Source organism: Haloparvum alkalitolerans (genome assembly GCF_055381565.1).
This window is the reverse complement of sequence record NZ_AP043938.1, coordinates 2,569,093-2,594,866: the sequence shown is the minus strand read 5'-3', so window position 1 is coordinate 2,594,866 and position 25,774 is coordinate 2,569,093. Positions and strand designations below refer to the sequence as shown.

The window sequence follows — 25,774 nt, the reverse complement described above, 5'->3', positions numbered from 1 at the left end:
CGAGCCTTTGCTGTCTCGACCCCGAACCGGCGCCAGCGCCGCCGAGACCGGTTCTGACGGCGAGTCGCCAGTTCGGATCCGCGGGCTTTTACCGCTCCCCGCGGACCGATCGGTCAATGAACCCGGCGGTCCACCTGGACAGCATCACGAAACGGTTCCCCGGGGTCGTCGCCAACGACGACGTGGACCTCGTGGTCGAGCGCGGGAGCGTCCACGCCCTGCTCGGCGAGAACGGAGCGGGCAAGACCACGCTGATGAACGTGTTGTACGGGCTCTATGAACCCACGAAGGGGACCGTCCGCATCGACGGCGCGCCGCGGCAGTTCGACTCGCCGCGCGACGCGATCGACGCCGGAATCGGGATGATCCACCAGCACTTCATGCTGGTCGACCCGATGACCGTCTGGGAGAACGTCGTCCTCGGTAACGAGCCGACGACGTGGGGCGGGCTCCGCGTCGACGCCGACGCCGCCCGCGAGGCGGTCCGGGAACTGAGCGAGCGATACGGGTTCGACGTGGACCCGAACGCGCGCATCGAGGACGTCTCCGTCGGCGTCCAACAGCGGGTCGAGATCCTGAAGGCGCTGTATCGCGGCGCCGACATCCTGATCCTGGACGAACCGACCGCCGTGTTGACGCCACAGGAGGTCGAGGACCTCTACGCTGTCTTCGATGAGCTGACCGATCAGGGGAAGACGATCATCTTCATCTCCCACAAGCTCGGCGAGGCGCTCCGCGCGGCCGACGACGTGACCGTCCTCCGCGACGGCGTCAACGTCGGCACCGTCTCGACCGACGAGGTGACCCGCGAGGACCTCGCGGAGATGATGGTCGGCCGCGAGGTGCTGATGGAGCCGGCTGCGGATCCCCGGGAGCCGGGCGAGCGTGTTCTCGGCGTCTCGAACCTCCGGGCCGACGACGACCGCGGCGTCGAGGCCGTCTCGGGCGTCTCCTTCGATATCCGCGCCGGCGAGGTCTTCGGGATCGCGGGCGTCGACGGCAACGGACAGTCACAGCTCGTCGAGGCGATCACCGGGCTCCGCGAAGCGACCGCGGGGTCGGTCAGGTACCTCGGCGAGCCAATGGACGACGTCTCCCGACGCGAACGGATCGACCGAGGGATGGCGTACGTACCCGAGGACAGACAGGAGCGCGGGCTGGTGATGTCCTACGAGCTGACGCAGAACGGCATCCTGGGCAGCCAGCACGACCCCCCGTTCGCGTCGTCCGGCCGGATCGACTGGGACGCCTCCAAGGACCACGCGGACCGGGTCATCGAGGCGTACGACGTGCGGCCGCCGGACCGCGAGGCGACCGCGGAGTCCCTCTCCGGCGGCAACCAGCAGAAGTTCATCGTCGGCCGGGAGTTCGAGCGCGACCCCGACCTCGTCGTGGCGACTCACCCGACTCGCGGCGTCGACATCGGCTCGACCGAGTTCATCCACGACCGCCTGCTCGAGCTCCGCGCCGAGGGAAAGGCGGTGTTGCTCGTCTCCTCGAAGCTCGACGAGGTGCAGGGGCTCTCCGACCGGCTCGCGGTGATGCACGAGGGCACGTTCTCGGGCGTGGTCGATCCGGGAACGGTGACCGAGGAGGAACTCGGACTACTGATGGCCGGGGAGTCGCCGGACGACGAGTCCATCGAGACCGCACGCGTACGCGAAGCCGCGGGTGACGACCTCGCTCACGGCTCGGCGGCGGACGGGACCGACGGGGACGAGGAGGTGGACGCGTGAGCCGGACCGACGCGATAGCGCGGTCGGTTCGGGAGTTCCTGCGGTCGTTCGTCGATCTGTCGGTGGCCGAGCGGCTACTGATCAGCGTGGCGGCCATCTTCCTGTCGATCGTCGTCGGCTTCTTCATCATTCTCGCATCGGGGCGGGTCGCGGCCTGCGAGACCGCCGCGTGGACGATGCCCGTGACCGGGCTCGGCTTCTGTTACGACCCGTTCCAGGTGTACGCCGTGCTGTTCAACGGGGCCCTCGGCTACCCCTTCGCGTTCGGGGAGCCGGGGCTGTTCAACCCCGACTGGACGCCGTTCAACCTCTCGCTGGGGCTGACGCTGTCGGAGACGACGCTTTTGGTGTTCACGGGGCTGTCCGTCGCGGTCGCGTTCCGCGCCGGCCTGTTCAACATCGGGACGCAGGGCCAGCTCGTGGTCGGGGGCCTCGCGACCGCGCTGGTGGTCGTCGCGGCCGCGCCCGTGTTTCCGACCGGACGACTCGGCGGCACCGCCCTGATCGTCATCGGCGTCCTCGCCGGGGCCATCGCCGGCGGCGTGTGGGGCGCCATCCCCGGCGCGCTGAAGGCGTACGCCGACGCCAACGAGGTGATCACGACGATCATGCTCAACTTCATCGCGGCGAACATCGCGTACGTCCTCGTGCTGGAGGTGTTCCGCGCCGAGGGGAGCTCCGTCGTCGCCACCCAGTACGTTCCGGAACACGCCCAGATACAGCCGTGGTTCTTCCCCGGCTCCAGCGACTTCGCGGAGGCCGCGCTGCTCGCCGGCGTGCTGTTCGTCGTCGGCCTCTACGTCCTCATCGAACACACGACGTTCGGCTACGACCTGCGCACGAGCGGCATCCAGCCGGCCGCGGCCGAGTACGGCGGCGTCGACGCCAAGCTCACGACGGTCCGCGCGATGACGCTCTCCGGCGCGCTCGGCGGCGTCGGCGGCGCGGTGTGGGTGCTGATGTCCGAGGGTCGCTGGATCGCCTCCGTCCCGGACCTCGGCTTCGACGGTATCACGGTCTCGATCCTCGCCGGCAACAACCCGCTCGGCGTCTTCCCGGCGGCGTTCCTGTTCGGGCTGCTGAAGGGCGGTGCACTGGAGATCGGGTTCCAGACCGACGTGCCGACGGAGCTGGTGGCGGTGCTGCGCGGGCTCATCATCCTCTTCGTCGCGATGCCGGAGTTCTTCCGGATGATCGGCCGGTTCGCGGGACTGGACGGGGGCGGTCCCGCGAGGGGGACGACCGACGACGCCGCGGCCGCGTCCGAGGGGGGTGAGACCGATGCGTAACCCGATCGACGAGGTGCACGTGCCGGTCGTCGACGACCTGATCGAGGACGACTACGTGCGCTCGCTCGCGCTCGCGGGGATCGCGCTTTCCGTCCTGTTGACGGCGCTCGGGATCGGCGGGCTGCTGTTCCCCGACTCCATCGCCGGCGATCTCTCCGGGATCGTCTTCAACGTCGGCACCGCGACAGCGACGGCGCGACTCGCGGCCCCCATCGTGCTGGCCGCACTCGGCGGCATCTTCGCCGAGAAGTCGGGCGTGATCAACATCGGGCTGGAGGGGCTGCTGATCATCTCGGCGTTCGTCTCGGTGTACGCCACGAGCCTGGTGGGCGCCGGAAACGCCGTGCTGGGGGTGCCCGCCATCGTCGTCGGGTTCCTCGCGGGCGTCGCCGCTTCGACCGCGCTCGCGGGCGTCTTCGGGATCGTCTGCATCGAGTTCAAGGCCGACCAGATCATCGCCGGGCTGGCGGTCTGGCTCATCGCGCTCGGGCTGGCGCCGTTCATGTCGACGGTGTTCTTCGGCGGCGTGAACACCCCGAACCTCGGCGTCAGCGTCGGCTGGGCCTACTCGGCCGCGATGGTCGTGGTCGCCACGGCCGCCTCGTGGTGGACGCTGAACCGCACCGCCTTCGGCAAGCACCTGCGCGCGGCCGGCGAGAACCCGAAGGCGCTCGACACCGTCGGCGTCTCCGTCTCGAGGGTGCGCCACGCCGGCGTCCTGCTGTCGGGCGTGCTCTCGGGGGTCGGCGGCTCGGCGCTCGCGCTCTCGATCGGCCAGTTCGTCGGCTCGGGCGAGACGATGGTGCAGGGGAAGGGGTTCATCGCCATCGTCGCGTACCTGTTCGGCAACTACAACCCGATAGGCGCGTTCGGCGCCGGCGTGCTGTTCGCCGGCCTCGACGCGATGCAGGTCCGGCTCCAGCAGCTCGGCTACGCGGTCCCGGACACGCTCGTCCAGACCATCCCGTACGTCGTCGTCATCGTCGTCCTCGCGCTCGTGGGCCGGACGCGGCTCCCCGAGGCGGCCGGCGAACACTACGAGACCGAGGACTGAGGTCCGCGGGCTGGCCGACACCGCGCCGCGTCTCCCCCTTCTGACTCCCCGAAAGCGACGCAAACGGGCATAAAGAGTTTTGCCACCGCGGGGACCACCTCCCGGGCATGAGCAGTCACGAGTACGACGTCGTCGTGGTCGGCGCGGGCACCGCCGGCTGTTACGCCGCGGCGACGATCGCCCGGGAGGGGCTCGACGTCGTCGTCGTGGAGCGAAAGACCGCCGAGGAGGCGGGCCACATCGCCTGCGGCGACGCGCTCAAGGGGGCCGACGCGTTCCCCGACGCGATCCCCAAATCGCAGATCGAGTCGGCGTTCACCAACACGGGCGTCGACCACGGCCGCTTCGAGATTCCGAAGGAGGACACGGTGCTCGAGATCCCCGTCCCCGGCGAACTCGCGGTCATCGACCGCTGGGAGTACGGCCGCAAGCTCATCGAGGGCGCGGAGAACGCGGGCGTGGAGTTCCACTACGACACCGTCGTCTCCGAGGTGGAGCAGGCCGACGACGGTACCGTCACCGGCGTCGTCGGCAAACGCCGCGGCGAGGGCGTCAGCTACGACGCGGACCTGCTGATCGACGGCGCGGGCGCGCTCTCGATCCTGCAGGACAAGACCGACTTCGAGGACGCCACCTTCGACACGAACGTCAGCTACTCGCAGTTCTGCTCGGCGTACCGCGAGATCGTCGAGGTGCCCGAGCCGGTCGAGTGGGACGACGCGCTCGTGTTCAAGCCCACCGAGCGCGCCGCGGGCTACCTCTGGTACTTCCCGCGGACCGACACGACGATCAACGCCGGCCTCGGCTTCCAGATGAACGAGGAGCCGATGAAGCTCGTCGACTCGCTGAAGAAGGACCTCCGCGACCGCCCCGAGTTCGAGGACGCGGAGGTCTCGGACAAGCTCGGCGCCGCGCTCCCGACCCGCCGCCCCTACGACTCCGCGACCGCGCCGGGGTACATCGCGGTCGGCGACGCGGCCGCCCACGTCAACCCCACCACGGGCGGCGGCATCGCGGGCGCCGCCTACGCCGGCCAGTACGCCGGCGAGCAGGCGGTCGAGGCCGTCACCGACGGCGACGTGAGCGAGGACGCGCTCTGGCGCTACAACGAGCGCGTGATGGACCACTTCGGCGGCCGATACGCCGCCCTTGACGTGTACAACATCCTCTCGACCGCGGTCGACGTGGACGACCTGATGGGCCTGCTGGCGTCGCTCCCGGGCGAGAACCTCGCGGAGGCGCTCTACGAGGGCTCCACCTCGATGTCGCTGACGCTCAAGCTGAAGTCCGCGATCAAGAGCTTCGGCTACTGGCGCCAGATCTGGAACTTCTACGAGACGAAACAGCTCGCGGACGAACTGCTCGCCCACTACGAGTCGTACCCCTCCCACCCCGACGAGATGGCGCGCTGGACCGAGCAGCGCGACGCGATCATGGAGCGCGTCTACGAGACGACCGGCGCGGACCCGAAGTACTAACACCGACCTTTTTCTGCGGTTGGGTTTGCGCGCCGCACAGCGGCGCGCTCACCCGCCCTTGAAAAAGCTCGACCAAAAAGGGGCCGCGGTCGGCGCTGCGGGCGCTTCGCGCCCTCGCGCCGCCGCGGTACCACGACCCCGACAGAAACCCGCACCGCAACCCGACCTTTTTCATCGTCGGGTTCGCGCGGCGCAGGCGCCGCGCTCACCACTCCTCGAAAAATGTCGATCAAAAAGGGCCGCCGCGGTGCCACGACATCAACAAAACCGCACCGCGACCGCTTCGCTTACAGAAATACCGCACAGCTACCGCCTCAGCATCGTGTGAGAAAACGCTCGTTTCTGTGGCCATCTCACAGCCGAGAAATTCCCCCGAGTTGGCCATCCTCCTGATTCCCCCATATATTTATTGCGTTCTATTACGTTCTATTTGGCATGCCGATTCGCATCGACCGGTTCGATGAGGGGCCTACGGACCTCCTCGATCTAGAGGAGGGGACGCAGCCGTACCGGATCCTCCTGTTCCTCGCGGAGCACGACGACGCGGCGTTTACGCAGACGGAGATCCACGAGGCAACCGGGATCAAGCGCGGGAGCGTCGGAGCGGCGCTGTCGCGGCTGGAGGACCGTGGGCTCGTCCGTCACCGCGGCCGATACTGGGCCGTCGCGGACGACGACCGCCTCGCCTCGTACGCGGCCCAGACGCGGTCGAGTTCGGCCTCGACCGGTGACGACTACTACGGCGAGGAGTGACGGCCGGTTATCTCGGTGTTCGGTAGCGCGACCTCTCGCGAGCGATACCCTTAACCGCGAAACCCGTCGATCCAGTCGTAATGAGTACGGACGCGCCGAGCGACGAGACGGAACCCGAGGCGTTCGTGAACGCCTGCGAGGAGCTGGTCGACCGCATCCTCGCGGGCGAGGTCGAGCGCGACGACCTCGAGTCCGCGAAGCTCGACGTCTGCTCGGAGTTCTCCTCGCCGAAGGTGCCCAAGAACACCGAGATCCTCGACTACGCGCCCGCGGAGTTCCGCGACGAGGTGAAGGAGGTCGTGCGGCGCAAGCCCGTCCGCACTGCCTCCGGCGTCTCGCCGGTCGCGATCATGACCTCGCCGAAGATGTGCCCGCACGGGAAGTGCCTCTACTGTCCGGGCGGCCCCGCCTCCGAGTTCTCCTCCGCGCAGTCGTACACCGGCCACGAGCCGGCCGCGGCCCGCGGCGAGCAGAACGACTACGACCCCTACGGACAGGTCACCCTGCGGCTCGAACAGCTCCGGAAGATCGGCCACCCCGTCGACAAGGTCGAACTCATCCTGATGGGCGGCACGATGACCGCGCGGTCGCACGACTACCAGGAGTGGTTCGTCAAGCGCGCGCTGCAGGCGATGAACGACTACGACCTCGAGAAGGAGCCCGAGCCCGCGGAGGGGGAGTCGTTCGCCCCCGCGGCCGACGAGGTGGAGTTCGAGTACCTGGAGGACGTGATCGCCGAGAACGAGACCAACGAGATCAGGAATATCGGGACGACCTTCGAGACGAAGCCCGACTGGTGTGACCCCGAACAGATAAACCGGATGCTGGATCTGGGCGGCACGAAGGTGGAGGTCGGCGTCCAGACCACCTACGAGCGCATCAACCGCGAGATGCACCGCGGGCACGGCAACGCTGCCTCGCGGAACGCCAACCGCCGGCTCCGCGACGCCGCGTTCAAGGTCGGCTTCCACATGATGCCGGGCCAGCCGGGCATGACCGAGGAGATGTGTCTGGAGGACTTCCGCCAGCTGTTCGACAACCCCGACTGGCGGCCGGACTACCTCAAGATCTACCCCACGCTCGTGGTCCGAGGGACGCGCGTCTACGACCAGTGGCACGGCGACGAGTACGACCCCCTCGACAACGAGCAGGCCGCGGACCTCATCGCGGAGATCATGGGCGAGATCCCGGAGTACACGCGCCTCCAGCGCGTCCAGCGGGACATCCCGGCGGACTTCATCGACGCCGGCGTCTGGAAGTCCAACCTCCGCCAACTCGCCGAACAGCGCGCCGAGGAGAGGGGGATCGAGGTCCGCGACATCCGCGCCCGCGAGGTGGGGATGAACGAGGCCGACCCCGACCCGGACGCGGTCGAGCTGAACGTGACCACCTACGAGGCCGGCGGCGGGACGGAGCAGTTCATCGCGTTCGAGGACCCCGTCCGCGACCTGCTGATCGGCTTCTGTCGCCTGCGGTTCCCCTCCTACGCCCCCGGCCAGCCCGGTACGCCCGGCGCGGAGTCGGACCCGGTCCGACGCGAGCTCGCGGACGCGGCGCTCGTGCGCGAGCTCCACGTCTACGGCAGCGAGGTCGGTCTCGGCGGCGAGGGCGACTGGCAGCACAAGGGGTACGGCAAGCGCCTGCTGGCCCACGCCGAGGAGCTGGCCCGCGACGCCGGCTTCTCGAAGCTCGCGGTCATCTCCGGTATCGGCGTCCGCCAGTACTACCGCGAGAAGCTCGGGTACAGACAGGACGGGCCGTACGTCTCCAAGCGGCTCTGAGGGCCGGACCCGGGCGGGGTCCCCTCACGACGCCGACCGCGAACGTTTTTGTCGGCCGCCACACATCAGCAGCCATGAGCGAGCCCTCCGCGAGCGAGCCCTCGGCACGCGACCCCACCGTGCGCGAGCGTCTCCGAGAGAACGCCGTGGGCATCGCCTCGACCGCCGTGACGGGGATCTGGATGGCGGCGTTTTTCACCGGGCAGGAGTGGTGGCTCGCGGCCCTGATCGTCGGCTACGCGGCGGTGATCCCGCTGGTCGCACAGCTGTTCGGCGACGACGAGGACCGCGAGGAGTGGGTCGACGACTGGACCGCCGACGAGCGCGACCGCGAGGAGTCCGCGAGCGGCGACGCCGGGTCGGCGGACCGCGGCGGCGACGGGGAGACGCCGCTGGAGACCCTCCGCCGGCGCTACGCGAGCGGCGAGTTGACCGACGAGCAGTTCGAGCGCAAACTGGAGCGGCTCCTGGAGACCGAGACGCTGGAGGACGTGGAGGACCGCGCGGCCGTCGAACGCGAACTCGAACGCGACCGGGGGTGAGCCGCGAGGTGCGGTCCGGGTACCGCCGTAGGCGCACCGGGCCGCTCGCAGCGCCCGCATTTATTCGCCGCGGACCGCGACAGGCCAAGGAAGAATACGAATAAACACAACATCAGTTTTCTCGGATTTAAGTAAAAGCTTTCAGTCCCGTCTCGCCAGTTATGGTACCCTCTCACACAGCGGGTGGTGTACATGAATTTCGACAGACGGTCCCTGCTGAGGGGACTCGGTGCGGCGGGCGCAACGGCGATGATCCCGGGGATGGCGACCGCGACCGACGGTGACCCCGCCTCCGGACGGTTCCTGATCGACCTTCGGGAGGTCGACCGCGCGGACGTTCCGGACGAGGTGGAGGTCGTTCACGACATCTCCGAAATCGACCTGCTGGCGGCGCGGGGCGACCCGGCGGCGGTCCCGGGCGTCGACTCGACGACGCCGGACGTGACGGTGTACCAGGACGGCGCGGGAGCGGTCCCGGAGAACGCGGGGCCGGTCGCGGAGGTCGACCGGGACGGCGCCGCGGGCGGTGACCCGGCCTGGGACGCCGGCTTGACGAACAACGAGCTCCAGTGGGACAAGCGCGCACAGCGACTGGGCGACCTCTCCGACCGACCGGACGAGCGGCGGACGGTCCACGACACGACGACCGGCGAGGGCGCTCGCGTCGCGGTGATCGACAGCGGCGTCTCCGACGCCCACCCCGACCTCGCGGACGCGGTGAACGCGGACCTCTCCGCGAACTTCACCACGGACCCGTACGACTTCCGGCCGAACGGCGCCGGCGACCACGGCACGCACGTCGCGGGCACGGTCGCGGCGACGAACGCGACCGGCGACGGCGTCCTCGGCACCGCGCCGGACGCGGAGGTCGTCTCGCTGCGCGTCTTCTCCGGAGTGGCGGGCGCGACCGGCGACGTCATCGCGGCGATCGTCGACGCCGCGAACAAGGGGTGCGACGTCGCGAACCTCAGTCTCGGCTACCCGGTCCCCTACGTCGACCCCGAGGAGTTCCCGTGGCTGCTGTCAGTCAAGGAGGCCTACGAGCGGGCCGCCGCGCACGCCCGCAAACGGGGGATGCTCGTGGTCAACTCCGCGGGCAACGACGGCATCGACATGGACGCCGAGGGCGTGCTGAGCCTCCCGACGGAGGTGGAGGGCGTCTTCGGCGTCTCAGCGACCGGCCCCATCGGCTACCTGTGGGACGACCGGAAGCAGCGCGAGGACCTCGCGCTCAAGCGCCTCGAGGACCCGACCTCCTCGCCCGCCTTCTACACGAACTACGGCAGCGCCGTGGATCTGAGCGCGGCGGGCGGCGACGCGGACCTCGACGCGGCAGCCGACGGCGCCGACGGCTGGTACTACGACCTCGTCCTCTCGACGGTCGTCTCCCCCGACGGCGACGGCGGCGTCGTTCCGGGCTACGGCTGGAAGGCGGGGACGTCGATGGCGGCGCCACAGGTGTCCGGCGCCGTGGCGCTGGTGCGGTCGCTGCGGCCGGACGCCGGCGTCGCGGAGGTGGAGTCGCTGCTTCGCGAGACCGCGACCGATGGCGAACCGGGCGGCGAGCAGTACCACGGCGCGGGTCATCTCGACCTGCGCTCGCTGGTGAAGGCGGCGCGGTAGGGTCGTCACGACCGCGGTCGGGAACGTCGCCGCGCGTCGACGTCGCGACCGGGAGTGAGCCGGCGCTTCGCGTCCACCCGGCATCCCGCTCGCTGCGGTCCCGCGAACGACACGCCTTTTTCCGGGCCCCGTGTGGTCCGGGTATGGAGAGCAAAACGGAGCTGTCGAGCATCGACCTCCGCGCGCTCGTGACGGAGCTCGGGCGATACGCGGGGGCGAAGGTCGACAAGGCCTACCTCTACGGCGACGACCTGCTCCGGCTCAAGCTCCGGGACTTCGACCGGGGGCGCGTCGAGCTCCTGATCGAGGTCGGCGACGTGAAGCGCGCGCACGTCGCGGCACAGGAACACGTCCCCGACGCGCCGGGCCGGCCGCCCAACTTCGCGAAGATGCTGCGCAATCGGCTCTCGGGCGCGGACTTCGTCGGGGTCGAACAGTACGAGTTCGACCGCATCCTCACCTTCGAGTTCGCGCGCGAGGACGGCAACACGCGCATCGTCGCGGAGCTGTTCGGACAGGGGAACGTCGCGGCGCTCGACGAGACCGGCGAGGTGGTCGGCGCGTTGGAGACCGTCCGGCTGAAGTCCCGGACCGTCGCGCCCGGCTCGCAGTACGAGTACCCCGCCTCCCGGCTCAACCCGCTGGACGTGAGCTTCGACGCCTTCGGCCGCAAGATGGACGAGTCAGACACCGACGTGGTGCGGACGCTCGCGACCCAGCTCAACCTCGGCGGCCTGTACGCGGAGGAGGTCTGTTCGCGGGCCGGCGTCGAGAAGACCGTCGACATCGCGGACGCGACCGAGGAGCAGTACCGCGCCCTCTACGACGCCATCGCGCGGCTCGACGCGCGGCTCCACGCCGGCGAGTTGGACCCGCGCGTCTACGAGGACGACGACGGGAACGTGGTCGACGTGACCCCGTTCCCGCTGACCGAACACGAGGACCTCGCGAGCGAGGGGTACGACTCGTTCAACGCGGCCGTCGACGACTACTTCTACCGCTTCGAGCGGGAGGAGGAGGCCGAGGAACCCGAGGAGATCGGCTCCTCGAAGCCGGACTTCGAGAAGGAGATCGCGAAACAGCAGCGCATCATCGAGCAGCAGGAGGGCGCTATCGAGGGGTTCGAACAGCAGGCCGAACGGGAGCGCGAGCGCGCGGAGCTTCTGTACGCCAACTACGACCTCGTCGACGAGGTGCTCTCGACGGTACAGGACGCCCGCGAGGAGGGCGTCCCGTGGGACGAGATCGCGGAGACGCTGTCGGCCGGCGCCGAGCGCGGCATCCCCGCGGCCGAGGCGGTGACCGACGTGGACGGCAGCGAGGGAACCGTGACGGTGGCGCTCGACGACACCGAGATCGAACTCGACGCGACCGCGGGCGTCGAGGTGAACGCGGACGAGCTCTACAAGGAGGCCAAGCGCATCGAGGGGAAAAAGGAGGGCGCCAAGGAGGCCATCGAAGCGACTCGGGAGGAACTCGAGGCCGTCAAGCGCCGCAAGGAGGAGTGGGAGGCGGAAGACGAGGCGGACGAGGAAGCCGACGAGGAGGAGGCGGAGGACCACGAGCCGGCCGACTGGCTCGCGCGCTCGTCGGTCCCGCTGCGGACGACCGACGAGTGGTTCGAGCGCTTCCGCTGGTTCCACACGTCGGACGGCTACCTCGTCATCGGGGGGCGCAACGCCGACCAGAACGAGGAGTTGGTGAAGAAGTACATGGACAAACACGACCGCTTCTTCCACACGCAGGCCCACGGCGGCCCGGTCACCCTGCTGAAGGCGGCCGGTCCCTCGGAGGCCTCGGAGCCGGTCGACTTCGACGAGGAGACGCTCCGGCAGGCGGCGCAGTTCGCGGTGTCGTACTCCTCGGACTGGAAGGCGGGCCGGGGCGCGGGCGACGCCTACATGGTCGAGCCGGACCAGGTGTCCAAGACGCCCGAGAGCGGCGAGTACCTCGAGAAGGGCGGCTTCGCCATCCGTGGTGACCGCACTTACTTCGAGGACATCGCTTGCCGCGTCGCGGTCGGCGTCCAGTGTGAACCGGTGACGCGCGTGATCGGCGGCCCGCCGGCGGCGGTTCGCGACCGCGTCGCGACGAGCATCGAGTTGGAGCCGGGGATGTACGCGCAAAACGACGCCGCGATGATGGTCTACCGCGAGTTCAAAAATCGGTTCGCGGACCAGTCGTTCGTCCGCAAGGTGGCGAGCGCCGACCGCATCCAGGAGTTCCTGCCGCCGGGCGGTTCAGAGATCGTCGAGTAGCGCCGGTCTACCGCCTGCCACACGCGGTCTCCCTCGTGGATGCGCCGGTCGGGAACGGCCTCGCCGACCGAAAGGGCAAGAGTCAGGCCGCCGGCCGCGAACGTTCACGCATGAGCGACGACGACGCCGAGCACGCGACCGACGAGTTCCGCATCGAGACGCGAGCGATCCACGCCGGGCAGGAGCCGGACCCAGAGACCGGCGCGCTGATGACGCCCATCTACGCCAACTCCACGTACAAGCAGTCCGCGCCGGGCGAACACACCGGCTACGAGTACTCGCGGACGGGGAACCCGACCCGGACCGACCTCGAGGAGAACCTCGCGGCGCTGGAGAACGGCAGCCACGCGCGGGCGTTCTCCTCGGGCATGGGCGCGATCAACACCGTCCTCAACCTGCTCGAGGCGGGCGACCACGTGGTCGCGGGCGACGACGTCTACGGCGGCACCCACCGCATCCTCACGCAGGTGTACGAGCAGTACGACCTCGAAACGTCGTTCGTCGACACGACCGACCACCAGGCGGTCGCGGACGCGATGCAGGAGAACACCGAACTCGTGTGGGTCGAGACGCCGACGAACCCCCTGATGAACGTCAACGACATCGCGGCGCTCGCCGACATCGCCCACGAGCACGACGCGCTCTGTGCGGTCGACAACACGTTCGCGACGCCGTACCTCCAGCGCCCGCTCGAACACGGCGCGGACATCGTCTCCCAGTCGCTGACGAAGTACCTCGGCGGCCACTCCGACACGGTCGGCGGCGCGCTGATCGTGGACGACGCCGAGTTGGACGACGACCTCGGCTTCTACCAGAACTCCGTCGGGGCGACGCCCGGTCCGTTCGACTCCTTCCTCGTCCTCCGCGGGACGAAGACGCTCCCCGTGCGAATGGACCGCCACTGCGAGAACGCCGGCGAGCTTGCCGAGTGGCTCGAGGGCCACGACGCGGTCGAGCGCGTCTACTACCCGGGGCTGGAGAGCCACCCGCAACACGACCTGGCGGCCGAGCAGATGGACGACTTCGGCGGCATGCTCTCGTTCGAGCTCGACGGCACGCTGGAGCAGGGGTCGACGGTCGTCTCCGAGACCGAGGTGTTCACCCTCGCGGAGTCGCTCGGCGGCGTCGAGAGCCTGATCGAGCAGCCCGCGGCGATGACCCACGCGGCCATCCCGCGCGAGGAGCGACTCGCGGCCGGGCTCACCGACGGCCTCATCCGCGTCTCCGTCGGCGTCGAGCACGTCGACGACCTGAAAGCCGACCTTCAGCAGGCGTTCGACGAAGCACTGGACTGAGGCGACTAGGTTGGGTGTGATCGGGGCGTTCTGGACGTTTCTGGCGGCGATTTCTGTAACTATCTCGTTCGCTAGGTGTGCGCGTTTTCTGTTTCTATCGCAGATTCTGCTGCTTGGAACAGCAACACCCAGAAAGCCCCAGCCGGCTCTCCCTACGACGAATCTTGTTCTGGTGTCGATCCTGCTGATCGGGACAGCAACACCCAGAAAGCCCCAGCCGGCTCGACCGGCCGCGCCTCGCTGCGCTCCTCAGACAATCGCGGCGACACAAGGTCGCCGCGGAACTGCGGTGCTTACGTCGTCGGGGCCGAATCGAGCCGGCTGCCCCTTTCAGTCCCACCCACCGCAACCGCCCCGCAACCGCACAACACCGCAGCCTCGCCCCTCCCCAGCCTCGACGGCGGCGCGGCCGCGAAACCGCACCGCAGGCGGCCGAGCCGCCGTCTCCCTCACGCGGTCGTGCCGACACGCTTCGCGGTCGCCACGGCGCGCGCCGACCGCACCGCCCCGCACAACACCGCACCGCCGGCGGACAAACGTTTTTCGCGGATCGGGCAGAACTCCCGCCGTGAGTGCAGCCTGATCAGTCAGGTACAACGCATCGCTCTACTGGCTGTCAAACGTTCGGCGCGCGCGAATGACGCGCGCGAGGGAGCCCGCAGCCGCGGTCGCGCAAGCGGTACGGTGCGGGCGCGCGACCGCGGCTGCGGCGAGGCTGGGGAGGCGTGAGGCCACGCTTGACCCGACAGCCGGCGTGGCGAATCACCAAGCAACCAGCCTCAACGACGGACTCGACAAACAGCGCCCTGGCGGACCGAAAGGGCGAGCGGTCGAGGGCTTTCTGGGTGTTGGCAACAAGCACAGCAGGACGCTCGATCATTCAAAAACCGAAGTACAGCGAGCGGTCGAAAAACCTCTAGACGATAGCGGCACGCACGGCAGAGCGGACGTTCACGCCAAGAGTCGCGTATCGCGGGGCAGGGACCGCCGCGACCGCCTCAACTTACGCTTCGTACCCCTGCTCGTTCAGCGCTTCCTCCAGCGTCGCCAGCAGGAACTCCACGTTCTTCGTGCGGGCGCCGTGGCCCATACAGCCCATGCGCCAGATGTCGCCGGCCAGGTCGCCGAGCCCGGAGGCGATCTCCAAGTCGTGCTCGCTCAGGAGGTGGTCGATGACGGCGGCGTCGTCGACGCCGTCGGGGACGCGGACGGCGTTGAGGCTCGGGAGCCAGAACTCGTCGTCCGCGTTCATCTCGAGCCCGAGCTCACCCAGCCCGGCCTTCAGCTCGCCGGCCACCTCGCGGTGGCGGGCCCAGCGGTTCTCGATGCCCTCCTCCGCGACGAGCCGGAGCGCCTCCCGGAGCGCGTAGACGTTCGTGATGGGCGCGGTGTGGTGGTAGGCGCGCTCGTCGCCCCAGTACCCCTCCAGAAGCGAGAGGTCGAGGTACCACGACCGTGGCTCCTCCTCGCGGTCGAGCACCTTGTCCATCGCGCGGTCGTTCAGCGTGAGTGGGCTCGCGCCCGGCGGACAGGAGAGGCACTTCTGCGGGCCGGAGTAGGCCACGTCGATGTCCCACTCGTCGACACGGAGCTCCACGCCGCCGAGCGAGGTGACCGAATCCGCGATGACGTACGCGTCGTGGTCGTGCGCGATGCTCGTCAGCTCCGGGACCTCCGGCTGGAGCACGCCGGTCGAGGTCTCGGCGTGGACGAAGCCGAACACGTCGGGCTGATGCTCCTCGAAGGCCGCCTCGACGTCCGCGGGGTCGAGCGGTTCACCCCACGGCGCGTCGACCTCCACGACCTCGCCGCCGGCGCGGCGCGCCATCGAGGCCATCCGACCGCCGAAGTAGCCGTTCGTCGGGACGAGCATCGTCTCGCCCGGCTCCACGAGGTTGCCGATGGCGGCCTCCATCGACGCGGAGCCGGTCCCGGAGACGGGGATGGTCCACTGGTTGTCCGTGCGGAACGTGTAGCGGAGCAGCTCCTGCGTCTCGTTCATTATCTCGACGAACGAGGGGTCGAGGTGGCCCACGAGGGGGGTACTCATCGCGCGGAGCACCCGTGGGTGGACCGGGCTCGGGCCGGGGCCCATCAGCGTTCGGTCCGGCGGCGTCAGCTCTCCAACCTCGGGCGCCTCGGCGTGACCGGGCGCCTCCTGCTCGGGCGTGCGGGACATACGCATGGACCTGTGGCTGGAGGGGGCAAAAACGCGACGGAAGGGGAACGCGGCCGCGCGGATCGGGGAGCGGCGGACGCTACGGCCTCACTCCGCGTCGGAGACGAAGTCGGGCTCGATCCGCTTTTCGGCGCGCTCCGCCTCGAGGTGCGCGACGAACTCGTCGAGGTCCACGTCGTTGCGCTCGTTCTCGAAGCGGTCGCGGACGGAGACCGTGCCGGCTTCTTCCTCGTCGCCGCCGACGACGACCATGTACGGAAGCCGGTCGTCGTGGGCCTGCCGGATCTTGCGGCCGACCGTCCAGTCGCGGTCCTCGACCTCGACGCGGAAGCCGGCGTCGTCGAGCGCGTTCTTCACGCGGTGGGCGTAGCCGAGCGTCTCGTCGGAGACGGGGAGCACGCGGACCTGCTCGGGCGCGAGCCACAGCGGGAAGTTCCCGTCGAAGTGCTCGATCAGCACCATGAAGAAGCGCTCGTAGGAGCCGTACAGCGCGCGGTGGATCATCACCGGGCGGTGCTCCTCGTTGTCCTCGCCCGTGTACGAGAGGTCGAACCGCTCGGGCATGTTGAAGTCGAGCTGGACCGTGGGGCCGTCCCACAGGCGGCCGAGCGCGTCCTCGAACGAGAAGTCGATCTTCGGGCCGTAGAACGCGCCGTCGCCCGCCTCGACCTCGTAGTCGTAGCCCCCCGACTCCAGCACGTCGCGGAGCTGTTCCTCCGCGGACTCCCAGATCTCGTCGCTGCCGACGGACTTCTCGGGGCGGGTCGCCAGCGCGACCTCCACGTCGAGCCCGACCGTCTCGACGACCTCGAAGATCATCTCGATGACCGTCTCGATCTCCTCGCGGATCTGGTCTGGGCGGACGAACAGGTGGCCGTCGTCGATGGTGAACGACCAGACGCGCGAGAGGCCGGAGAGCTCGCCGCGCTGCTCCTTGCGGTACACCTTCCCGTTCTCGAAGTAGCGCTTGGGGAGGTCGCGGTACGACCACGTCTTCTGGTCGAAGATGGTGGCGTGGCCCGGGCAGTTCATCGGCTTGAGGCCGTACTCCTCGTCGTTCACGTCGAGGAGGAACATGCTGTCCTTGTAGTTCTCGTAGTGGCCCGACTGCTTCCACAGCTCCGTCCGGAAGACGTGGGGCGTCTCGACCTCGTCGTAGCCGTGTTCGCGGTTGAGCCGGTCCGCGTACTCCGAGAGCTCCCGGAGCACCGTCTTCCCGTTGGGGTGGTACAGCGGAAGCCCCGGCCCCGTCACGGTCGGGATGGAGAACAGGTCCATCTCCTGGCCGATCTTGCGGTGGTCGCGCTCCTTGGCCTGCTCGCGCAGCTCGAGGAACTCCTCGAGGTCCTTCTCGGAGGGGAACGCCGTGCCGGAGACGCGCGTCAGCGTCTCGTTGTCCTCCTCGCCGCGCCAGTAAGCCGCGGAGATGTCGAGCAGCTCGACCGCCCCGACCTCGCCGGTCGAGGCGACGTGGGGGCCCTGACAGAGGTCCTGCCAGTCGTCCTGCTCGTAGAAGGTGACCGTCTCCTCGTCGGCCTCCTCGTCGAGGATCTGACGCTTGAACTCGTTGTCCTCGTAGATCGAAAGCGCCTCCTCGCGGGAGCGCTCGACGCGCTCGATGTCGTAGTCGGCCTCGATGATCGACTCCATCTCCGACTCGATCTCCGCGAGGTCCTCCTCGTCGAGGTCGACGTTCGCCACGTCGTAGTAGAACCCCTCGTCGGTCGGCGGGCCGATGGTCAGCTTCGCCTCGGGGTACAGCCGCTGGAGCGCCTGCGCGAAGACGTGGGCCGCGGAGTGGCGCAGCACCTGCAGGTACTCGTCGGACTGGTCGGTGACGATCTCGACGTGGGCGCCGTCGTGGACCGCGGCGTGCTTGCTCACCAGCTCGCCGTCGATCTTGCCCGCAACCGTGTCACGACCGAGCCCCGGGCCGATCTCGTAGGCCACGTCCTCCAGTGTCGCCCCCGCCGGTACGGAGAGTTCTGATCCGTCCGGAAGGACGACCGTCACGTCGGCCTGAGCATCGGTCTCGCTCATACTTCGGTCAAACCGGACGAGGGGTTTAAGCGTTGTTGGACGGCGCGACTCCTTCCCACGGTTCGGGGACGACTGCGGGGGACGGCGGCCGGAGCCGCGAGCTCACAGATACGGCCGCACCACGGCCCCGTCGTGGAGGTCCTCGGGCACCGTCTCGAACCAGCGCGCCGCCCGGATCGTCTCCCCCGAGACGCCCAGTTCCGCCACCGGCGGGATGGCCCCGTCGGCGGTCGCCGCGAAGACGTGACACTCGCCGCGGTACGCGACCGCTTCCTCCGGCACCTCCCCGGCCGACGCGTCCGCGGGCACGTCCGCGCTGGAGACGTACAACTGGTCGAGCACGACGAGCCGCTCGCCGACGGTCGCCGCCAGCGCGGTCTCCTCGCGGACCTCGCGCGCGGCCGCCGCGGCCGGTTCCTCGCCCGGTTCGACGCCGCCGCCGGGGAGCGTCCACCCCTCGGACCAGCCGTTCTTGACGAGCGCGATGCGACCCGCGGGGTCCAGAACGCGCGCCGCGACCGCCCGCGCCGTGCCCTCGGTCGCCCACGCCTCGAACTCCGTGAGTCGGCCCGGATCGACGCGGATCAGGTGCGGTTCGCGCGGCGCGTCCGGGTTCGCGTCACCGCCCGCCCCCGTCACGGCTCCTCGTCCTCCCAGTAGTCGACGTCCTCATCGATCCGGTAGTAGCCCGACAGCGAGCGCTCGCCGCGGTCGCCCGGCGGCGCGCCGGCGTAGACGCCGAACTTCTCCGAGTCGGGGTAGACCGTCACGTCCGGTTCGTTCATCGTGGACATCGCGAGGTAGCGGACCGGCTCCTCGCCGTCGTTGACGACGCGGTGGCCGCCCGACTCGTCGGCGGGGAACGCGACGTAGTCGCCGGCCTCGATCGGGACCGGTCCCTCGGGCGTCCGGAGCGTTCCCGACCCGGCGAGGACGTAGATCGCCTCCTCGTTGCCGGCGTGGTAGTGATAGGGCCACGACTTCGCGCCGGCGGGGAGTTCGTAGAGGCTACATCCGAGGTCCGTGCCGCCCGCGGCCGCGGCGAGGCGCTTGCGGCGGAACGGCGGGTCGCCGCGGTCGCCCGCCTCCCAGTCGAGGTCGGCCTCGTTGACGGGATCCATGCGTGTGCCCACGCGGGAGGGGCGCAAAATCCTTCTCCCGAGTTGGGGGGGTCCGCGACCGCCGCGACGGTCGGCGCACGGCCGGTCGACTAGTCCTCGAGCGTCGCCGGTCGGGCGCCCTCGTAGACGTATCCGCCCGCGACGCCGGCGGGGACTGCGACCCAGAACGTCAGTAGGAAGGCGACGATACCGACGACCGCGGCGCTGCCTGCGAGAACCGGGAGGTTCGGAGTCGACTCGATGCCTGTCAGCAGGGGGTTCCCGTACGCCAGTATCGGGACCAGCGCGACCGTGACGAGACAGTACGTCGCAACTGCCGAGACGAGTCCGGCGACCGCGCCGTACGCCGGGAGCCAGTCGGGGAGCAGGCGCCACGTCGCGACGCCGGACACGAACGCGGCCGGCACGACGACCGGGAGCAGAAGGAGGCCGAAGACCGCCCAGAACAGGGCCGCTGAGTCGGGGTTCACGAGCAGGAACGGGACCATCAGGTGCACGAACGCGGTGGTCGCCAGAACCGCGGTCGACGCGCAGGCGTAGCCCGTGCCGAGGCATCTGCGGCGGGCACCAGGCAACCGCCCGGGACCGTACCGGTGGCAGGCGACGCCGAGTTTCTCGACTGCCGAGCCAGACATACGGATGCTTCGACAGCCGTTCATAAATAGTGCCGTGGCGGTCGCGGTGCTGGGGCGGTCGCGGTAGGCGGTTCTGTGGCGGTTGCGGTGCTGGGCGGTGTGGTGCTGGGGCGGTCGCGGTAGGCGGTGCTGTGGCGGTTTCTGTCCAGGTTGTGGTACCGCGGCGGCGCGAGGGCGCGCAGCGCCCGCAGCGCCGCCCGCGGCCCCTTTTTGATCGACATTTTTCAAGGAGTGGTCAAGCCGGCGCTTCGCGCCGGCGCGACCCGACGCAGAAAAAGGTCGGGGAGAAGCCTTAGGCTCGCCGCCCGCCGACGGTGAGGTAACCGTGGAAGACGTCGTCGACTGGTTGCGCTCGCGGCCCTACTACGAGGGACAGATCGCTGAGCATCGCCGGGTTCCGGGGCGGGAGCCGTCGTTCGCGGACGTCGGTCTGGAGCCGCGGCTGGCGGACGCGCTCGCCGAGCGCGGCATCGACCGCCTGTACGAGCATCAGGCGGCCGCCATCGAGGCGGTCCGCGACGGGAAGGACGCGGTTATCGCCACCGAGACCGCGAGCGGGAAGTCGCTGGCGTACACGGTTCCCGCCTTCGAGCGCGCGATGGACCACGGCGGCCGGACGCTCTACCTCGGGCCGCAGAACGCGCTCATCTCCGACCAGGAGGAGACGCTGTCGGCGTTGGCCGGAGACCTGGGTTTCGGAAGCCGGGTGTCGGTCGACACCTACACCGGGCGGCTGTCGCGGTCGGAGAAGCGTGACGTGCGCGACCGGCGGCCGACGGTCCTCCTGTCGAACCCGGACATGCTCCACTACGGGCTGTTGCCGTACGGCTACCGGCTCTGGGAGTGGTTCTTCTCGTCGCTGGAACTGGTCGTCGTCGACGAGGTCCACAACTACCGCGGCGTGTTCGGTTCGGGGGTCGCGCTCGCGCTCCGCCGGCTCAACAGGCTCTGCGAGCGGTTCGGTGCGGACCCCCAGTACGTCTGCTGTTCCGCGACCATCGGCAATCCGGTCGCGCACGCCGCGACCGTCACCGGCCGCGACGAGGAGAATTTCGCGCTCGTGGACGAGGACGCGTCCGGGCGCGGGCCGCGGGACTGGGTGCTGTGGAACCCGCCGGAGTACGACGACGACTGGCAGGAGCGCGGGAGCGGGCGCCGGAAGTCGAGCCACACCGAGACGAAGCGGCTGTTCGTGGATCTGGTCCAGCAGGGTCACCAGACGCTGACGTTCACGCGGGCGCGACAGACAGCCGAGCAGTACGCGACCGACAGCGCGGACGACCTCCGCGAGCGCGGCGAGCGGGAGTTGGCCGGCAAGGTCGGGGCGTATCAGGCGGCGCTCAAAGACGACACGCGCCGGGACCTCGAAACGCGGCTGCACGAGGGCGACCTGCGCGGCGTCTGGTCGACGAACGCGCTGGAACTCGGCGTGGACGTGGGCGGACTGGACGCCGTCCTGCTGGACGGCTACCCCGGGACGCGGATGAACACGTTCCAGCAGGCCGGCCGCGCGGGCCGCGGCGACGACCCCGCACTCGTGGTGCTGGTCGGCGGCGAGGACCAGCTCGACCAGTACCTGATGAACAACCCCGAGGACCTGTTCGAGGCGCCGCCGGAGGACGCCATCTGCGACCCGGAGAACGACCAACTGCTCCCGCGACACGTCGCCTGCGCGGCCGACGAGAACTGGCTCGCGCCGGGGGACCGCGACCACTTCGGCGACGAGTTCCCCGGGATCGTCGCGGAGTTCACGGAGCACGGCGTGCTCGACCGCCGCGAGACGCGGGACGGGACGCGCTGGACGTTCAACGGCGACACGAGCCCGCAACACGAGCTGAACCTGCGGACAGCCGAGGAGCGCGAGGTGGACCTGATCGACACCGGTCGCAACGAGACGGTCGCTTCGCTCGGGCTCTCGGACGCGATGCGAGACGCCCATCCGGGCGCAATCTACCACCAGCAGGGTCGCACCTACGAGGTGACGAAACTCGACCTCAACCGCGACGTGGCGGAGCTGTCGACGACGTGGGCCGACTACTACACGCAGGTCCTCACCGAGAAGGACGTGGTCGTGAACGAGGACCTCGACGAGCGCCCGCTCTCGGCCCGGCCGGACACGCCGGTCCGGTTCGCGGACGTGACCGTCACCGAGCGCGTGACGGGGTTCGAGCGCCGCGACTCCTCGACGGGCGAGTCGCTCGGGCAGAAGACGCTCGACCTTCCCGAGACCACGCTCCGCACGCGGGCGCTCTACTTCCCGGTTCCGGAGGACGTGGAAACGGACGTGCGCGCCGACCACGGCGAGCACGGCTTCAACGGCGGCATTCACGCGGCCGAGCACGGCGTCATCTCGCTTTTCCCCTTCCACCTGCTGTGCGACCGCGCGGACGTAGGCGGTCTCTCGACGCCGTATCACCCCCACACCGACGCCGCGACGGTGTTCGTCTACGACGGCTACCCCGGCGGCGTCGGGCTGACGCGACGGGGGTTCGAGCGGGTCGAGGAACTGTTCGCCCGGACGGCGCGCCTCATCGAGGGCTGTGACTGCGCGGACGGCTGTCCCGCGTGCGTCCAGTCGCCTCACTGCGGCAACGCGAACGAGCCGCTCGCGAAGGCGCCCGCGACACAGCTTCTCCACCGGCTCGTCGACGCGCCGAGTCCGGCTGCGGACTGATCGCGCTCGGGCGAGGTACGGGGCCTACCCGGACCACTCGCCGCCCATGTCGCCGGCGACGCGGTCGCGCCACGTCTCGAAGCCGCGGTCACAGACCGGGTTCTCCGCGACGTGGTCGACGAAGCCCGCACCGGGGTCCGCCAGCGCGGCGCCACAGAAGGGGCACTCGTTCGGATCGTTCCACGTCGGCTCGACGGTCGTGGGGGATTCGGCTGACATACGAAACGCTCACGCCATCCTCAAACATAAAATCACACGCTCGGACAGAAAATGTCCACAATAGTTGTATTTTCTGTCCTGTATGCGATGAATGTGGGTCGGGACGAGTCCAAATCCACCAGCGAGTAAACGTACGTCACGGAACGGGAACTCACACCCCGACTAGTTCGTCCACTGACGGAAACGGCCACGAAGTTTATCCCGCGAACTCTCAAAAGGCCGCGCATGCACTCACGACGTCGCGTGCTCGGAGTGGTCGGCAGTTCGTCCGTGCTGGCGCTGAGCGGTTGCCTCGACTTCGTGACCGGCCAGGGAGCGTATCAGGTGTCCGCGGAGCCGGCCGTGGTCAGCGCCTCGACCGCGGACGGGACGGACTACGAACTGCAGGAGGTCGCCGAGCGGGTCATCGAGGAGCAGTTCGAGGTCGCCGGACAGGAGCGGAGCGTCGAGGCGACGAACTACGTCGCGACCTACGAGAAGACCGTCGAGTTCGGGCCCATCGGCGAGGCGGCCGTCGCGGTGTTCGCGGTGCTGTCGACGCCCGCCGTCGAGATCGCGGGCCAGACGCTCAACCCCGTCGCGGAGTACGACAACGAGCGGCTCGTCCAGTTGCTCGCCTCGAACTACGAGTCGCTGGAGGTCCGCGGCGAGGCGGAGACGCTGACCTACGCCCCGTTCGGTACGGAGTACGAGGCGACCAAGTTCGACGCGGTCGCGCAGTTCGAGGGGCAGGAAGTGGAGGTGTTCGTGCAGGTGGGCTCCGTCCGCCACGAAGAGGACTTCCTCGTGCCGATCGCCGTCTACCCGCAGAACCGCGCCGAGGACGAGGAGCCGGTCGTCGCGGACCTCACCGGGAACCTCGACCACCCCGCGGACGTCGACGTGACCACGGCGACCCCGACCGACTCCTCCTGACGGGCGCGACCCCTTCTCACCGACCGTCCTCGGGCGACCACAGCGCGTCCGAGAGGGTCCGCTGGACGGCCTCCTCTCCGACGGCGCTCGCGAGGCTCTCGAACCCCCGTCTGACCAGCCGGTCGTCCGCGTTCGCCACCAGCCGGGAGACGATGAACTCCGGCGTGGACTTGCCGACGGTCCCGAACCGCGGCTGGTAGTCGACCCGCAGGTCCAGGTCCTGCGTCAGCCCCTCGGCGAAGATGCCGTCGATACGGGCGGCGTCCGGCAGCGGACTCAACTCGTCGGCGAGGTGGGTGACGAACACGCCCAGCGCCGCTTCCTCGACGGTGATGCCGACGAGTCCGTTCAGGAGGTCGGCAGCCCGCCCCGGTTCGGTGATCGCCTCGAACTCGTCGACGAGCATCAGCGTCCGACCGGGTTCGACGAGCGGCGGGACGACGGACTTCAGCGTCGACTCCAGCACGCCGGCGTTGAAGGAGGCGTGCCTGCGGTGGAAGACGACGCGGTCGAACCGGCCGACCTCCGCGGCCTCGGCGGGAACGGGAAGCCCCATCGAGGCGAGCAGCGTCACCGCACACAGCGTCTCCAGCAGGGTCGTCTTCCCGCCGGAGTTCGCGCCGGTGAGTACGCTGACGCGATCGCCGGAGGGCGGTCGCTCGCCGGCAGCGAACCCCGCCGAGGGGAGGCCGTGCTCGCCGACCGCGTACGAAACCGGATTCGGGTCGTCGAGGAAGGGGCTCAGCGCGTTCCGCACGGCCACGCCGTCTTCGACCAGCGTCGGTCTCGCGAGGTCGTACGCGGTCGCGAACCGTCCCAGCGACAGCTCGAAAGCGATGTCGTCGACCGCGTCGACGGCCGCGGCCACGTCGGTCTCCGCTGCCTCGATGCTCGCGCGCAGGTCCGCCGCGACCGCCTCCTCGCGCTCCGCGGCGTCCGCCTCCGCCTCGCGAACCAGTTCCCGAAGCGTTCCGGAGACGAAGTCGGCGGCGTCGACCGCCTCGTCGGGCGCCGCCGCGCGGATAGCGGCCGGTTCGATCCCCGTTTCGTCCGCGACGTGGTCGACCACGCCGGCCTTGAACGCCTCGAAGTCCCGGACGCTCTCCTCTCGAACGCTGTCGATCACGTCGAACGCGGAGTCCGACAGCTCGCGGGCCGCGTCGCGTCGGTCGCGGAGCCGGTCGAGTTCGTCGTCCGCGCCGCGTTCGACCTCGACGCCGTCGTCGGTCTCGCGGACGTAGCCGAGCGCGCCCGCCGCCTCGCGGAGCGCGTCCTCGTCCACGTCCGCGAGCGCGTCGAACGTGGACCCGGTGAGCCCCGCCTCCCGGAGCGCGAGGGCGGTTTCGACGGCCGCCCGGTCGGAGCCGTCCTCCGCGTCGAACGCGTCGAACGCCTCGACGACGGCGTCGCGGTCGTCACCGTCGAGGTCCTCCCACGCGTCTCGTGCGGCCAGCACGCGGTCGAGCCTGTCGACCACGGCCTCGCGGTCCGAGAGGGGCGTCATCACGCGGATCCGGTCGCCCGCGTGCTCGGTCAGTGCGTAGCCGGCCGCGAGCGTGAGCAGTCGGTCGTACACGTCCCGCGCGTCGCCCGTCGCGAGCACGTCCATGCCGGCCTTCCCGTTGGCGCGCCGGAGGATCCGCGTCGCTCGGCCGCGCGTGATCCCCGCGTCGACCAGCGCGCGAACGTCGGCCGACTCGATGGCTTCGACGGCGCGCTCGACGCCGAGCGCTTCGGTCAGCCGCTCGCTCGTCTTGGGGCCGACCCCCCAGTAATCCTCCAGTCGCATATACCGTCCCGTCCACGGCCGCAGTCAAGGAGCTTTCGTCGGGAGAAGGGCGCCGCCGATCAGGCGACCGGCGTCCGGCGCGCTTCGGCGTCCGGGTCGGTCGACCCGCGCTCGACGCCCTCGGCCAGCGCGGACGCGAGCGTCAGCACCGCGCGCTCGTGTTCCGACCGCGAGCCCCGGATCGTCATCGGCGACGTCTCCAGTTCCCTGTACGCGGCGAGGTCCGTCTCCGTGACGGGACCCTCCTCGTGCAGCTCCGTCGCGAGCGTGCCGAGCAGGTTGTGGAAGTGAACGAGTTCCGTCTTTTTCATGCCCGGTAGTAGGGGCCGAGGGCTTCTAAACCCGTTGCTGAGTGGAGGACAAAACGGGGGGCTGGATTGCCGATCGGGAACT

20 protein-coding genes are annotated in these 25,774 nt (G+C 69.5%); 12 read left to right on the top strand and 8 right to left on the bottom strand.

What is annotated here, in order from left to right; all coding sequences use genetic code 11:
• Positions 1-116: 116 nt before the first annotated feature.
• The 10 genes from ACZ432_RS15140 to ACZ432_RS15095 all read left to right on the top strand — a co-directional run bounded on the left by ACZ432_RS15140 (position 117) and on the right by ACZ432_RS15095 (position 13,809).
• Entirely contained in the window at positions 117-1,736 is a 1,620-nt protein-coding gene (locus ACZ432_RS15140) for an ABC transporter ATP-binding protein (protein WP_426964252.1), read from the top strand.
• Positions 1,733-3,025: an ABC transporter permease gene (locus ACZ432_RS15135; RefSeq protein ID WP_426964251.1), complete on the top strand. Its 1,293-nt coding sequence runs from the start codon at positions 1,733-1,735 to the stop codon at positions 3,023-3,025. Before ACZ432_RS15140 ends, ACZ432_RS15135 begins: the two co-directional genes overlap by 4 nt.
• Positions 3,018-4,079, top strand: coding sequence for an ABC transporter permease (locus ACZ432_RS15130; RefSeq protein ID WP_426964249.1), 1,062 nt, complete (start codon positions 3,018-3,020; stop codon positions 4,077-4,079). Before ACZ432_RS15135 ends, ACZ432_RS15130 begins: the two co-directional genes overlap by 8 nt.
• A gap of 107 nt (positions 4,080-4,186) precedes the next feature.
• Complete coding sequence (locus ACZ432_RS15125; RefSeq protein WP_426964247.1) at positions 4,187-5,557, top strand: geranylgeranyl reductase family protein; 1,371 nt, start codon at positions 4,187-4,189, stop codon at positions 5,555-5,557.
• A 435-nt stretch (positions 5,558-5,992) separates the two neighbouring features.
• Positions 5,993-6,310, top strand: coding sequence for a helix-turn-helix transcriptional regulator (locus ACZ432_RS15120; protein WP_426964246.1), 318 nt, complete (start codon positions 5,993-5,995; stop codon positions 6,308-6,310).
• A gap of 80 nt (positions 6,311-6,390) precedes the next feature.
• Positions 6,391-8,091 carry a tRNA uridine(34) 5-carboxymethylaminomethyl modification radical SAM/GNAT enzyme Elp3 gene (locus tag ACZ432_RS15115; protein WP_426964244.1) on the top strand — a complete coding sequence of 567 codons (1,701 nt, stop codon included), beginning with the start codon at positions 6,391-6,393 and terminating at the stop codon, positions 8,089-8,091.
• A gap of 74 nt (positions 8,092-8,165) precedes the next feature.
• On the top strand, positions 8,166-8,633 hold the full coding sequence (locus ACZ432_RS15110; RefSeq protein WP_426964242.1) for an SHOCT domain-containing protein: 468 nt from the start codon (positions 8,166-8,168) through the stop codon (positions 8,631-8,633).
• Positions 8,634-8,825: 192 nt separating this feature from the next.
• A complete protein-coding gene (locus tag ACZ432_RS15105) occupies positions 8,826-10,256 on the top strand; it encodes a S8 family peptidase (protein WP_426964241.1) in 1,431 nt (476 codons plus the stop codon).
• A 143-nt stretch (positions 10,257-10,399) separates the two neighbouring features.
• Positions 10,400-12,514, top strand: coding sequence for a ribosome rescue protein RqcH (rqcH, locus tag ACZ432_RS15100; RefSeq protein ID WP_426964240.1), 2,115 nt, complete (start codon positions 10,400-10,402; stop codon positions 12,512-12,514).
• A 110-nt stretch (positions 12,515-12,624) separates the two neighbouring features.
• Positions 12,625-13,809, top strand: a complete 1,185-nt coding sequence (locus ACZ432_RS15095) for a cystathionine gamma-synthase (RefSeq protein WP_426964238.1) — start codon at positions 12,625-12,627, stop codon at positions 13,807-13,809.
• 1,003 nt (positions 13,810-14,812) lie between these two features.
• On the opposite strand, the gene ACZ432_RS15090 is transcribed toward ACZ432_RS15095, so the two are convergent.
• From ACZ432_RS15090 to ACZ432_RS15070, 5 genes are all read right to left on the bottom strand, one after another.
• Positions 14,813-15,988 (bottom strand): pyridoxal-phosphate-dependent aminotransferase family protein, encoded by a 1,176-nt coding sequence (locus ACZ432_RS15090; protein ID WP_426964237.1) that lies wholly within the window; start codon positions 15,986-15,988, stop codon positions 14,813-14,815.
• A gap of 87 nt (positions 15,989-16,075) precedes the next feature.
• The gene (gene thrS / locus ACZ432_RS15085; protein WP_426964236.1) at positions 16,076-18,028 is read right to left on the bottom strand and encodes a threonine--tRNA ligase; all 1,953 of its coding nucleotides are present in this window, start codon (positions 18,026-18,028) and stop codon (positions 16,076-16,078) included.
• Between the two features lie 102 nt (positions 18,029-18,130).
• Positions 18,131-18,667: an NUDIX domain-containing protein gene (locus ACZ432_RS15080; RefSeq protein ID WP_426964235.1), complete on the bottom strand. Its 537-nt coding sequence runs from the start codon at positions 18,665-18,667 to the stop codon at positions 18,131-18,133.
• Positions 18,664-19,149, bottom strand: coding sequence for a cupin domain-containing protein (locus ACZ432_RS15075; protein ID WP_426964234.1), 486 nt, complete (start codon positions 19,147-19,149; stop codon positions 18,664-18,666). The genes ACZ432_RS15080 and ACZ432_RS15075 overlap by 4 nt, the downstream gene beginning before the upstream one ends.
• Positions 19,150-19,238: 89 nt before the next feature.
• Entirely contained in the window at positions 19,239-19,784 is a 546-nt protein-coding gene (locus ACZ432_RS15070) for a hypothetical protein (RefSeq protein WP_426964232.1), read from the bottom strand.
• Between the two features lie 325 nt (positions 19,785-20,109).
• On the opposite strand from ACZ432_RS15070, the gene ACZ432_RS15065 reads away from it, so the two are divergent.
• Positions 20,110-22,458, top strand: a complete 2,349-nt coding sequence (locus tag ACZ432_RS15065; RefSeq protein WP_426964231.1) for a DEAD/DEAH box helicase — start codon at positions 20,110-20,112, stop codon at positions 22,456-22,458.
• Between the two features lie 24 nt (positions 22,459-22,482).
• On the opposite strand, the gene ACZ432_RS15060 is transcribed toward ACZ432_RS15065, so the two are convergent.
• On the bottom strand, positions 22,483-22,677 hold the full coding sequence (locus ACZ432_RS15060) for a DUF7501 family protein (RefSeq protein WP_426964229.1): 195 nt from the start codon (positions 22,675-22,677) through the stop codon (positions 22,483-22,485).
• Positions 22,678-22,902: 225 nt separating this feature from the next.
• On the opposite strand from ACZ432_RS15060, the gene ACZ432_RS15055 reads away from it, so the two are divergent.
• Complete coding sequence (locus ACZ432_RS15055; RefSeq protein WP_426964228.1) at positions 22,903-23,592, top strand: DUF6517 family protein; 690 nt, start codon at positions 22,903-22,905, stop codon at positions 23,590-23,592.
• A gap of 16 nt (positions 23,593-23,608) precedes the next feature.
• On the opposite strand, the gene ACZ432_RS15050 is transcribed toward ACZ432_RS15055, so the two are convergent.
• Positions 23,609-25,381 carry a MutS-related protein gene (locus ACZ432_RS15050; protein ID WP_426964227.1) on the bottom strand — a complete coding sequence of 591 codons (1,773 nt, stop codon included), beginning with the start codon at positions 25,379-25,381 and terminating at the stop codon, positions 23,609-23,611.
• A 59-nt stretch (positions 25,382-25,440) separates the two neighbouring features.
• Positions 25,441-25,692: a UPF0058 family protein gene (locus tag ACZ432_RS15045; protein WP_426964226.1), complete on the bottom strand. Its 252-nt coding sequence runs from the start codon at positions 25,690-25,692 to the stop codon at positions 25,441-25,443.
• Positions 25,693-25,774: the final 82 nt, after the last annotated feature.

What these genes read in the sequence shown, in the direction of transcription:
- ACZ432_RS15070 (WP_426964232.1), bottom strand. Translation starts at nt 19,784, where the DNA reads ATGTCTGGCTCGGCAGTCGAGAAACTCGGCGTCGCCTGCCACCGGTAC.
- ACZ432_RS15110 (WP_426964242.1), top strand. Translation starts at nt 8,166, where the DNA reads ATGAGCGAGCCCTCCGCGAGCGAGCCCTCGGCACGCGACCCCACCGTG.
- ACZ432_RS15055 (WP_426964228.1), top strand. Translation starts at nt 22,903, where the DNA reads ATGCACTCACGACGTCGCGTGCTCGGAGTGGTCGGCAGTTCGTCCGTG.
- ACZ432_RS15115 (WP_426964244.1), top strand. Translation starts at nt 6,391, where the DNA reads ATGAGTACGGACGCGCCGAGCGACGAGACGGAACCCGAGGCGTTCGTG.
- rqcH (WP_426964240.1), top strand. Translation starts at nt 10,400, where the DNA reads ATGGAGAGCAAAACGGAGCTGTCGAGCATCGACCTCCGCGCGCTCGTG.
- ACZ432_RS15060 (WP_426964229.1), bottom strand. Translation starts at nt 22,677, where the DNA reads ATGTCAGCCGAATCCCCCACGACCGTCGAGCCGACGTGGAACGATCCG.
- ACZ432_RS15105 (WP_426964241.1), top strand. Translation starts at nt 8,826, where the DNA reads ATGAATTTCGACAGACGGTCCCTGCTGAGGGGACTCGGTGCGGCGGGC.
- ACZ432_RS15050 (WP_426964227.1), bottom strand. Translation starts at nt 25,381, where the DNA reads ATGCGACTGGAGGATTACTGGGGGGTCGGCCCCAAGACGAGCGAGCGG.
- ACZ432_RS15045 (WP_426964226.1), bottom strand. Translation starts at nt 25,692, where the DNA reads ATGAAAAAGACGGAACTCGTTCACTTCCACAACCTGCTCGGCACGCTC.
- ACZ432_RS15075 (WP_426964234.1), bottom strand. Translation starts at nt 19,149, where the DNA reads ATGGATCCCGTCAACGAGGCCGACCTCGACTGGGAGGCGGGCGACCGC.
- ACZ432_RS15140 (WP_426964252.1), top strand. Translation starts at nt 117, where the DNA reads ATGAACCCGGCGGTCCACCTGGACAGCATCACGAAACGGTTCCCCGGG.
- ACZ432_RS15090 (WP_426964237.1), bottom strand. Translation starts at nt 15,988, where the DNA reads ATGTCCCGCACGCCCGAGCAGGAGGCGCCCGGTCACGCCGAGGCGCCC.
- thrS (WP_426964236.1), bottom strand. Translation starts at nt 18,028, where the DNA reads ATGAGCGAGACCGATGCTCAGGCCGACGTGACGGTCGTCCTTCCGGAC.
- ACZ432_RS15095 (WP_426964238.1), top strand. Translation starts at nt 12,625, where the DNA reads ATGAGCGACGACGACGCCGAGCACGCGACCGACGAGTTCCGCATCGAG.
- ACZ432_RS15130 (WP_426964249.1), top strand. Translation starts at nt 3,018, where the DNA reads ATGCGTAACCCGATCGACGAGGTGCACGTGCCGGTCGTCGACGACCTG.
- ACZ432_RS15125 (WP_426964247.1), top strand. Translation starts at nt 4,187, where the DNA reads ATGAGCAGTCACGAGTACGACGTCGTCGTGGTCGGCGCGGGCACCGCC.
- ACZ432_RS15120 (WP_426964246.1), top strand. Translation starts at nt 5,993, where the DNA reads ATGCCGATTCGCATCGACCGGTTCGATGAGGGGCCTACGGACCTCCTC.